The sequence below is a fragment of the Actinomadura sp. genome (genome assembly GCF_044508335.1).
In the GTDB taxonomy this organism is placed as follows: domain Bacteria; phylum Actinomycetota; class Actinomycetes; order Streptosporangiales; family Streptosporangiaceae; genus Spirillospora.
The window spans coordinates 1-9717 of record NZ_JBIQHY010000181.1; the positions used below are offsets into that span (position 1 = coordinate 1).

The following is a 9717-nucleotide window of genomic DNA, read 5'->3' on the forward strand; positions in this document are numbered from 1 at the left end:
GCCGCGAGGACGGATGTCGCGGGCGCGGCGCGAGGTCACGGAACCGGGGACGGGGTCAGAAGTCCTTGAGGAGGTCTTTGAGGAAGGCGGTGGTGCGGGCGGGGCGGGCGGCGCGGATGGCGAGCAGGTCCATGATCTCGTGGTAGCGGGCGGCCTCGTCCCCCTCGGGGTAGCGGGCGCCGGTCAGCTGCTCCAGGTAGGTCACGTCGTGCAGGTCGTGCTCGGCGAACCGGACGATGGTGATCGGCCCGCCGAGCGCCACGTGCCCGCCCGCGGAGAACGGCAGCACCTGCAGCCGCACGTTGCTCATGCCCTCAGACACGGCGATGAGGTGTTCGAGCTGGCCGCGCATGACGTCCGGCCCGCCGAACGGCCTGCGCAGCGCCGCCTCGTCGATCACCGCCCACAGCCGCGCCGCGCCGACCGGCCGGTGCAGGATCTCCTGCCTGGTCATCCGCACGGTGAGGCGCCGTTCGAGCCCGTCGTACGGGGCGTCGTGGTGTTCGAGCCCGATCACGGCCCGCGCGTACTCGCGCGTCTGTAACAGGCCCGGGATGTACTGCACCTCGTAGGTGCGGATCGTCCGCGCCGACTGCTCGATCCCGAGGTACTGCTCGAACCAGCTCGGCAGGACGTCGCCGTAGCCCTGCCACCAGCCGGGCTTCTTCGCCTCCTGGACGAGCCCGGCGAAGGCCGCGCGCTCCTCCTCGTCGTGGACGCCGTACAGGTCGAGAAGTTTCAGGACGTCCTGGATCTTGAAGCTCTGCCGTCCCAGCTCCAGCCGGCTCATCTTGGACGCCGACGAGCCGATCGCGTGTCCCGCCTCGGCCCGCCCGATGCCCTTGCTCTCGCGCATCAGCCGGAGCCGCGCCCCGATCTGCATGCGCAGCGCGGTCGGGCCGGCCTGCCGATTGTCCAGCACAAGATCTCCAGCGGTTCCGTGCGTCCTGGCAACTCTCGGAGGTTCTCACAGGCGCGCATGGGCGTGCAGGAAACCTACGGACAGAGGTATGTAACCCGGCGGGCCGGTGGCCTGGGCATTTGGCACCATTTCCGGTGCAACTTCACCGCGCCGGAACCAGCAGGTCCAGGTCGCTCCGCGGCACCCGCGCCCGTTCGGCGACCGCGTCGCGGCCGGTGCCGGCCTGCCCGACGATCTCGATCGCGCGGGTCAGCATCGTGGGCTGCTCCAGCGGGCGCGCCGGGCCGGGCTCGTGCCTCCGCCAGCCCCGCGAGCTCATCGCGCTCATTGCGTTCCGGTACGCGGTCTCCCGCATGACGCCGAGCGTGCGGGCCCGGTAGAGGAGCGCCGCCATGCTGACGCCCCAGGTCGTCTTGAGGTGGGCGAGGCGGTCCCAGTCGGGGGTTCCGGGCAGTTCGGCGGCGATGTCCTGCTCGGGCATGAGGAATTCGGCGGCGAACCGGTGCGCCTGGTCTTCGACGACCTTCTCGCCGGGTTCGGCGTCGGCGTGCATGACCAGGTGCCCCAGCTCGTGGGCGGCGTCGAACCTGTTGCGCCAGTAGTCGCCTTTGGCCGGGTTGAAGAAGACCATCGGCCGCGGGTGCACGCCCACGCTGAACGCGTCGACGCGCTCGGCCGCGCGGGGCAGGACGAGAACGATCACGCCGTGCTTCTCCAGCAGCCGGACGACGTGCGGCACCGGCCCCGCCTGCTGCTGGAGCGCCTTGCGGGTCAGGCGCGCCGCCTCGACGGGGCCGGGGCCGGCGATCTCGTCCGGCGAGACCGGGTATTCGGGCAGGTCCACTTCGGGGAAGTCGACGAGGTCTTCGAGGGCGGCGACGACGTCGGTGGCGATGCGCCCGTAGGCGAGGGCCTGGTCGCGCTCGATCTGGGTGGTCGACCGGAGCGACCGGAAGTGCGCGCCGTCCAGGGAGACGGGGCTGCGGCCGCCGCGGAAGAACGAGACCGGGACGCCGAGCGCGACGGCGAGCCGCTTCACCGTCGTCTCGTCCGGCCGCTGGACACCCGCCTCGTACCGCCCGATCGCCTTCGGCGTCGTCCCCACGACTTCCGCGAGCTGGTTCTTGCGCAGTCCTCTGAGCCGCCGGGCCAGCGTCAGCCGCTCGCAGTCGAACAGCACCCTGCGCCACCCTTTGCTAGGCCGTCTTCGTCTCCCCGCGAAGCCGCATGGGGACGTCGTCTTCCTTGTCGTCCCAGAGCGGCAACGTTCGCTCGACGAGCTTACGACGTGGATCGGGCCCGAGGGTGTCGTCCAGCTGCTTCACCCAGTGCCAGGCGGTGCCGCCGTCGGCGTTCCATCTGGGTCGCCCCAGGAAGAGTTCCATTTCAAGGGGCTCTTCGGTGGCGCTGTGCGCGAGGACCAGGGTGACGACGCCGGGCGTGTCGTGCGGCTCCAGGCCGAGCGGGAGCACCAGCTGCGGGTCTTCGATGTAGCCCTGCTGGGCGACGGCCTGCTTGGTGGGGCTGGCCCGGTCCCACCGGATGCCCTGGACGTTGCCGAACTCGTGCCGCTTGAGCAGGATGCGGTAGCGGCCGTACCGCCACCCGGGCGAGCCGTTCAGATCGTCCCGGACGACCTGCTTCGCCGGCTCGCCGCGGGCGAAGACGCGGTCGAGGTGGTGCGCCAGCGTTTCGAACGCGCCGACGCCGTACGTCCGCTCCTTGAAGCCCGCCGCGCGGCTCAACCCGTTGAACAGGGCGAGCGTCGCCTCGCGGTGGGCCTCCCGCGCGCCATGCAGGAAACCCGCCGCCAAGAGCTCGTCCCAAGCAACTCGGTCTTCAGCCACGCGTCCACTGTAGGCAGGACGTCCGACATTCGAGCCGCACTGCGTGGCCTTGCCTAGGTCAGGCGCGTCGGGTTTGCTCTACATGAATGGCCGGCGTGCTGCCGGTTGCAGTCCCGCTTACGTGACGTGCCCGGAGAGCAACGCGGAGACCGAATGAAGGCCATCGTCCACGAGACCTACGGCTCACCCGACGTCCTGGAACTCAAAGAAGTTGATAGGCCGCAGCCCAAGGCCAAGGAAGTGCTGGTCCGCGTACGGGCGGCCGGGCTTCATATAGGCGACTGTTTCACCGTGCGGGGTGAGCCGCTGCCAATCCGCCTGGCCGTCGGCTTACGCAAGCCGAGGCGTGGCATTCCGGGCGGCGATGTGGCCGGCGAGGTGGAAGCGGTCGGCGACGGCGTGACGCGGTTCAAGCCGGGTGACGAGGTGTTCGGGACGTCCAGCGGTTCGTGCGCCGAGTACACGTGCGCGCGAGAGGACCGGCTCGTCCTGAAGCCGGCCGGGCTCACATTCGAGCAGGCGGCGGCCGTACCGACCTCAGCGGTCACGGCCCTGCGCGGCATCCGCGACGTGGGGGCGGTGGAATCGGGGCAGAAAATCCTGGTCAACGGCGCCTCAGGGGGCGTGGGCACGTTCGCCGTACAGATCGCCGCATCGTATGGAGCGGACGTGACCGGCGTGTGCGGCCCGAACAACGCGGAACTGGTGCGGTCACTCGGCGCCGCCCAGGTGATCGACTACACCCGAGAGGATTTCACCACGGGCGAGCAGCGATACGACGTCATCCTCGACAACATCGAGAACCACTCCCTGGCCGACTGCCGACGCGTCCTCACACCGACCGGAGCCCTGATTCGCAACAACGGCAGAGGCAGCCTGATGCAGCCGCTCCTGCTCTCGCCCTTCACCCGCCAGAAACTGCGAAGGTACGTCGCGACCGCGAACCACGAGCATTTGGCCGTACTAGCCGAACTCCTGGAATCAGAGAAGCTGACGCCGGTCATCGGCAAGACCTACCCGCTCGCCGAGACCCCGGCCGCCCTACGCCATATCGAGACAGGCCACGCCAGCGGAAAGGTCGTCATCGTCCTGTAGTGCGCGGTCAGGCGGTGCTCTCAAGCAGTTCCTTCAGCCGCTGGTGGCTGGCGGGCGCGGCCTTCGCGGCCATTCGCCGCACCATGGGCACCAGGGCCGAGGCCATGCCGCGTCCGTCGAAGTCGAGCCCGAAGGTCACCCGGCACCGCCCGGCGCCGAGCGCCTCGACGCTCACCGTGGCGTTCGGGCGGATCGGCCCGTCCACGCCCCGGGCCGCCCACGTGCGCGGCGGCGCGTTCTCGGTGATCTCCTGCGTCATGGACCTCTCGGCCCCGCCGATCTTCCGGACGGTGGTGAAGCGCGAACCGACCTCGTCCCCCTCGACGCGCACGTCCACCACGTCCCGCTGCCACTCGGGGAACCTCGCGGGGTCGACCACGTAGGCGAACACCTCGTCCGCCGGCCGGTTGATCTCGATGCTGTTCACGAAGGCGCTCATGTCTCCTCCCGGGACGGTCACATTCGTCGCGAGCCATCCGTCTTGGGTATGACGGAGCCGACGGAAGGGATGTGACCGTGCAGGACGAACAACTCGCCAAGCGATTCGAGGCTGATCGTCCGCGTCTGGTGGCGCTCGCGTACCGCATGCTCGGTTCACCGGCCGAGGCGCATGACGCCGTCCAGGATGCGTGGTTGCGCCTGTCCGGCACCAACAGCGACCGCATCGAGAACCTCAGCGGATGGCTGACGACCACGGTCGCGCACATCTGCATCGACATGTTGCGCTCCCGGAGGTCCCGCCGAGAGGACCCACTGGACGAGCCGCGCCTCCCCGAACCGCTCATCACCCGGGACGACAACCCGGAAGAACAGGCCCTCCTAGCCGACGCGGTGGGCGTCGCGATGCTCGTCGTCCTCGACACGCTGACACCCGCCGAGCGCCTGGCCTTCGTCCTGCACGACCTGTTTCAGATGCCGTTCGACGAGATAGCCCGCATCCTCGACCGCACCCCGGCGGCAGCGCGGCAGCTCGCCAGCCGGGCCCGCCGCCGCGTGAGCTCGGCCCCCGTCCCGGACCCGGACATGAGCCGCCAACGCGCCGTCGTGGACGCCTTCCTGACCGCGTCCAAGAACGGCGACCTGGAGGCCCTGGTCGCGACGCTCGCGCCCGACATCGTCCTGCGCGCCGAGGCCGAGGGCGAACTGCTGCACCTCCGCGGCGCGAGGACGATCGCCCAGCGCGCGATCGCGTTCTCGTTCCGCGCGGAGTTCGCCCGCCCGGCCCTGATCAACGGCGCCGCGGGCCTGGTCGTGGCCACCGAGGACGAGCCGCTGGCCGTCATGGCCTTCACCGTCGTCAACGACAAGATCGCCGAACTCGACATCTACGCCGACCCATCCCGCCTGGCCACCCTGGACCCCACCCTCTTTGACACCCCCTGACCCGCCCGGCCCTTAACAGCCGCCCCGAACGCGTCCCAGACGAGGTTCACCGGCGGGATGGCCGCGCGTCCGCGGCCATCCCGCGGGCGCCAGTCGTGGGGGAGGACATGGGGCCGGGCTACCAAGTGCCTGGGAACACCCGGTGCTTGAGGAGCCGATCACCCCGCTCGGCCGCCGACTTCGCGTCCCCGCAAGGCCACAAGTACCCCTGCCTCCCGCGCAGCGTCTCGTAATAGCCCCACGTCCCGCCAGGAGTTGCCCGAACGGAGATCACGATTCCGAGAGCCTTCGAGAAACCAGCGTGTACCCACAGCATGGGCAGTGGCGTGGGGAACTCCTCGGGTCGATAGAACTTGATGAAGCGCCATCCCTGCTGCTGGAGGGCAATGGCCAGCGCGTCCAAGTGGCGAATCGCGGTTCTTTTGCCCAGCCGAGTCCGCAGGCGGAGTACTTGACGTTCGGCTCGGACGCTCAGAGCGCGCACTTCGCCCACGTGACCTTCCCTCCCTTGGCCAGCGGATCAGTGCCCCACTCCAGCGCAAGCGCGGCAACCAAGACGAGTCCGCGTCCACTGATCGCGGTGTCACTCTCCGGTAGGACGCAGGGCACTCCGTCACCTCGGTCCTCGACCTCGACGACAGGCCGCCCGTCCGACTCGTCCCTCACCACGCGGACGACGATCGGCGGCTGCCCGTGCAGAAGGGCGTTTGTGACCAACTCGGACACAATCAACTGCGCGGTGAAGGCGTCCTCGATGCCCCGCTCCTGGAACCACTCACCGACGAACTCCCGTGCAGCCCCAGGAGCCTGCTTGGCCGCGCACCAGACAAGCAGTTCTAGGTCACCCACCTGGACGATCATCTGTTCGTCCTCCATGCGGCCGCTCACCGATTCCCACCTCCCGTATCCGTCATGACCCCCAGGCGCGCGTCCGGCCACCTGTGCCCGTGGCGACGTCGGTGTGGCAAGCGAACGCGACGACGAACGCGCTGATGACGACCCGGCACAGCCTGTGCCGCTCGCTGTGGCTCCCCACATGCGGACGTGGTGAGAAGCGCGACCCGCAGTGCCACGCACCGCCATGACCGTGTCGGCGAGACCGGCCGGGGTGGCGGCCTCGACGAGACTGCCTTCGACCAGCGCCCACCACCGGCGCGTGTGAAAGCCGAACCACGCCACAACGCCGAAGCGCCGCTCCAGATCCCGAATCTCGGCGCGGAGGATGGGTCTGGTGTCTATGGGGGTGGTCGCGTCCGCTAGCACCATCACGCCTCCGCCACGGAGACGGCATCCGAGACAACGGGATGGACGCCGGCGTTGTGTCCGCCGAGCCACCAGCGGCATGCTCCTCTGGAGCATATATTTGCGGCCATTACCGGCGTAATTTGCCACAAGACATCCGAATTAGGCATCCAAGTGCACTCGCTCAAGCCACAGGTGGCTAGGGAACCCGCATTTCTAGGCGCCGCCATTGGATCAAGTGCGGACATATTCGGACAACTGGGGCTGGTGATCAAGTTTGCCGCCTCCTTCCTGGGGTTTTGCTCAGCGATTCCGCTTCCCAAGAATGAGGCGGTGTGCTTAGGTTCACCTTTACTTGCAGGAACGCAAAACACTGGAGGGGCCATGCCGAAGGTTCGCGACCCGCTCGACCCCAAGATCTCCCAGTGGCATCTGCTCTCGTACTACCTGCGGTTCTTCCGCGAGAAGGAGGGGCTCTCACTCACCCAGTGGGGAAAGATCATCGGTGCGGCCCGCTCGACTGTTTCGAACATGGAGGCCGGCCGACACCGCATCCACGAGGATCACGCCAAGCTCATCGACCGCCACTTCGGCACCGGCCGCCTCTTCGAGCTGCTCCTCTGGTTCGCCAGGACGGCGCACAACCCCGACTGGTTCCGCCAGTACACCCAGTACGAGAAGCAGGCGGACCAGATCCGGCTCTACCACGGCCAGGTGATCCCGCTCCCGCTCTAGACCGATGAGTACACGTGGGCCTACGTCCGGGCCGGCACAGCAAAGGACTTCGAGGTGGAGCAGGCGGCACGGGTCGAGCGAAAGCGCGCCATCCTCGACCGTGACGACCCTGCCTTCCTTTGGGTTCTGATGCACGAGAGCGTCCTGGCCACCGTCGTAGGCAGCAGGCAGCTCATGAAGGCGCAGCTGGAGCATCTCCGCCGGATGGCGGAGGTCCCCACCATCATCGCGAGGGTTGTGCCATTCGAAGCTGGCGCCCATCTCGGAGCAGACGGCTATCTCCAGGTGATGAGTCTGGACTGCAGGGACGTCGCGTACGCGGGTGCCCAAGGTGGCGGCCGCTTGATCGAAGGTCCAGGCGAGGTGAGGGAGTTCTGTACTAAATTCGACCGCATCAGCGCAAAAGCCCTCTGCGAGGACGGCTCGCGCGCTCTCATCGAGCGGTATCTGGAGAAGTACTCATGACCATGGCGTGGCGCAAGAGCTCCTACAGCGGAGGTGCGGACGATTCGGCATGTGTCGAAGTAGCGGCCGTGTTTGCTGGGGTGAGCGTCAGAGACTCCAAGAACCCCAACGGTGCCCACCTCTCGGTGCCCCGTGCGGCGTTCGCTGCTCTGGTGCGCCAGATCAAGGACGGCGTACTCGACCGCCCATGAGCATCCGAAGGCCAGGGGGGTGACGGCTCTCATGCCGTGGCTACGCACTCGTCGATGTCAGCGCGGTGAAGGGTGGCGCTGGGCCACGCTGATGACGGCTTTTACTCTCCAGGTCGAACGCTCCCCGGAGGCACGTACCCGTGACTGAGCAGTGGCGCAAGAGCTCCTACAGCGGTGGGGCGAACGACTCAGCATGCGTCGAGGCTGCCGCCCTACGCGGTGGTGTGGGAATTAGGGACTCCAAGAACCCCAACGGCGGCCAGTTGCGAGTGACGGATATGGCGTTCGCTGGCCTGCTGCGGCAGATCAAAGACGGAACGTTCGATCGCCCCTAGCTTGTTGGCGTGCTCGTCGGCTTATCAGAGGGGCCCGCGAGCTTGGCGTGCTGTGCCCGGCAGCCCTGCCGTCTGGGGCACGCTGCTTGTGGTCTATGACATGACCGTGCAGTGCCCTCCCTACTTACGCTTCCATCTGGCCTTGACTCGACCACCGTGGTCTCATCAACGCCATCACTAGTATGGCCTGAGTGCATGTGTCAATAGACGTTAGACGCCTACCTGGACATCTCTAGCCAGCTGCACGGAATTCTTCGTATCGCTGCTCAATTGAGTCCCTGTTCGGACGATCTATCCGCCGCCTTGGCAGATTTAGAGGAATACCGTCCATCTCCTGGATGCCATGTTTGAGCATGGGGCCGTCTGTCTCATGCAGGATGTCCGTGCGGACCTCGATGGTGAGGCTTGGGTGTATGCCGATGATGTTGGCATCGTAGGCAGCGTGGTGGATCTTGCAGAGCGCCAATCCATTCGACACGGACGGAACTCCGCGGTCATCCTTGTCCGGAATGATGTGCGCGGCATCGAGCAATGAAGTGTGTCGCAAGCGGCACATTGCGCAACTTCCGTCATAGGCGGCAATGACCCGCTGACGGAAGACGGGCTGGTGCAATCGCTGCTTGCTTAGCCGTTCGTAATATCTGCGTTCTACTGGACTGAGGGACGATGCGTTCTGCGCCAAGGTCAGTTGACCTTGCTCAAGGCCGACCGCAACTTGGGACAGTTCTGGCTCGTTCGCGATGATCCAGACGGGGTAGAAGGGGAGGTAGACGCCTTGCCGAACTCCGAAGAACCAGATGAGCGGGAGTCTTAGCTCGTACGCTGCCTCAAGGCCCTTGTTCGTGTAGTGTTGTGGGTTTCCCTGATACTTGTAGCGCAGGAAGCCGTCGTCTCCTAGAGCATCCTCATATGGTGCGCGTTGCCCGTCGGATGTATAGGTCGTCAAGATTGACAGTGCTGCTGTCAAGTTCTTGGGCTTGCGAATGCCGAGTTGGTTGTCGATTAGTGGATAGCGTTGTCCTTCAAAAGTAAAGCTGAGAAGTTCATGACGGTGGACGACGGGGTTGTCGGGGGTGCATCGCCGGTCGAGCCATGCCATCGCAGCTCTGCGCAGACGTCCGTCGAAGTCCTGGCCCAGCACTACGCTCACGATCCAATTTGTACTACTCCGCCTCCCGCCACACCAGCACAACCTCCTCACGAGCGCGACCGATCTTGGTCAGGGGGACGTGTACGCGCTGGTCGAGACCTGCGCCGAATGTGGGCGCTGTGAGGTTGAGGTTTGGGCCGGGTGTGACCAAGTGGCCATGGCTTGGGTGGCTATTGAGGACAGCGCTTGGTGAGTGGCGCCGTCGCGTGCTGTTGGGACAGGTCGGGCTGTGGCGCGAGGCGGCGGCCCGTGAGCCCGAAGCGCTCCGGCAGAAGTCTCTTGGCGCCCGCGGTGCTTTGTGCGGGATGGTGTCGGGCTGTGGGACACGTGCTTAATGCCTTTTGTCGTTCGG

The 9717-nt window shown here is 66.7% G+C and carries 11 protein-coding genes and 1 pseudogene; 6 read left to right on the forward strand and 6 right to left on the reverse strand.

The window, feature by feature from the left end; all coding sequences use genetic code 11:
* Positions 1–55: 55 nt before the first annotated feature.
* The 3 genes from ACIWVC_RS33135 to ACIWVC_RS33145 form a co-directional block, all read right to left on the reverse strand.
* Positions 56–922, reverse strand: a complete 867-nt coding sequence (locus ACIWVC_RS33135; RefSeq protein ID WP_396455051.1) for a helix-turn-helix domain-containing protein — start codon at positions 920–922, stop codon at positions 56–58.
* Positions 923–1064: 142 nt separating this feature from the next.
* Complete coding sequence (locus tag ACIWVC_RS33140; RefSeq protein ID WP_396445586.1) at positions 1065–2102, reverse strand: XRE family transcriptional regulator; 1038 nt, start codon at positions 2100–2102, stop codon at positions 1065–1067.
* A gap of 16 nt (positions 2103–2118) precedes the next feature.
* Positions 2119–2769, reverse strand: a complete 651-nt coding sequence (locus tag ACIWVC_RS33145; RefSeq protein ID WP_396455052.1) for a hypothetical protein — start codon at positions 2767–2769, stop codon at positions 2119–2121.
* Between the two features lie 153 nt (positions 2770–2922).
* Here ACIWVC_RS33145 and ACIWVC_RS33150 point away from each other — a divergent pair, with 153 nt between their 5' ends.
* The gene (locus tag ACIWVC_RS33150) at positions 2923–3864 is read left to right on the forward strand and encodes an NAD(P)-dependent alcohol dehydrogenase (protein WP_396455053.1); all 942 of its coding nucleotides are present in this window, start codon (positions 2923–2925) and stop codon (positions 3862–3864) included.
* Between the two features lie 7 nt (positions 3865–3871).
* Here the strand turns inward: ACIWVC_RS33150 and ACIWVC_RS33155 are convergent, their stop codons facing one another.
* Complete coding sequence (locus tag ACIWVC_RS33155) at positions 3872–4303, reverse strand: SRPBCC family protein (RefSeq protein WP_396445589.1); 432 nt, start codon at positions 4301–4303, stop codon at positions 3872–3874.
* A gap of 77 nt (positions 4304–4380) precedes the next feature.
* Here ACIWVC_RS33155 and ACIWVC_RS33160 point away from each other — a divergent pair, with 77 nt between their 5' ends.
* Positions 4381–5247 carry a sigma-70 family RNA polymerase sigma factor gene (locus tag ACIWVC_RS33160; RefSeq protein ID WP_396445590.1) on the forward strand — a complete coding sequence of 289 codons (867 nt, stop codon included), beginning with the start codon at positions 4381–4383 and terminating at the stop codon, positions 5245–5247.
* Between the two features lie 471 nt (positions 5248–5718).
* Here ACIWVC_RS33160 and ACIWVC_RS33165 read toward each other — a convergent pair whose 3' ends face one another.
* Complete coding sequence (locus tag ACIWVC_RS33165; RefSeq protein WP_396455054.1) at positions 5719–6123, reverse strand: ATP-binding protein; 405 nt, start codon at positions 6121–6123, stop codon at positions 5719–5721.
* Between the two features lie 750 nt (positions 6124–6873).
* Here ACIWVC_RS33165 and ACIWVC_RS33170 point away from each other — a divergent pair.
* The 4 genes and pseudogenes from ACIWVC_RS33170 to ACIWVC_RS33185 all read left to right on the forward strand — a co-directional run bounded on the left by ACIWVC_RS33170 (position 6874) and on the right by ACIWVC_RS33185 (position 8215).
* Positions 6874–7224 (forward strand): helix-turn-helix domain-containing protein, encoded by a 351-nt coding sequence (locus ACIWVC_RS33170; protein ID WP_396455055.1) that lies wholly within the window; start codon positions 6874–6876, stop codon positions 7222–7224.
* 12 nt (positions 7225–7236) lie between these two features.
* Positions 7237–7689, forward strand: a pseudogene (locus tag ACIWVC_RS33175) (DUF5753 domain-containing protein); the annotation flags it as partial.
* A gap of 2 nt (positions 7690–7691) precedes the next feature.
* Complete coding sequence (locus tag ACIWVC_RS33180) at positions 7692–7880, forward strand: DUF397 domain-containing protein (RefSeq protein ID WP_396455058.1); 189 nt, start codon at positions 7692–7694, stop codon at positions 7878–7880.
* Between the two features lie 140 nt (positions 7881–8020).
* On the forward strand, positions 8021–8215 hold the full coding sequence (locus tag ACIWVC_RS33185; protein ID WP_396455056.1) for a DUF397 domain-containing protein: 195 nt from the start codon (positions 8021–8023) through the stop codon (positions 8213–8215).
* Positions 8216–8447: 232 nt separating this feature from the next.
* Here the strand turns inward: ACIWVC_RS33185 and ACIWVC_RS33190 are convergent, their stop codons facing one another.
* Positions 8448–9365 carry an HNH endonuclease gene (locus ACIWVC_RS33190; protein ID WP_396455057.1) on the reverse strand — a complete coding sequence of 306 codons (918 nt, stop codon included), beginning with the start codon at positions 9363–9365 and terminating at the stop codon, positions 8448–8450.
* Between the last annotated feature and the right edge of the window lie 352 nt (positions 9366–9717).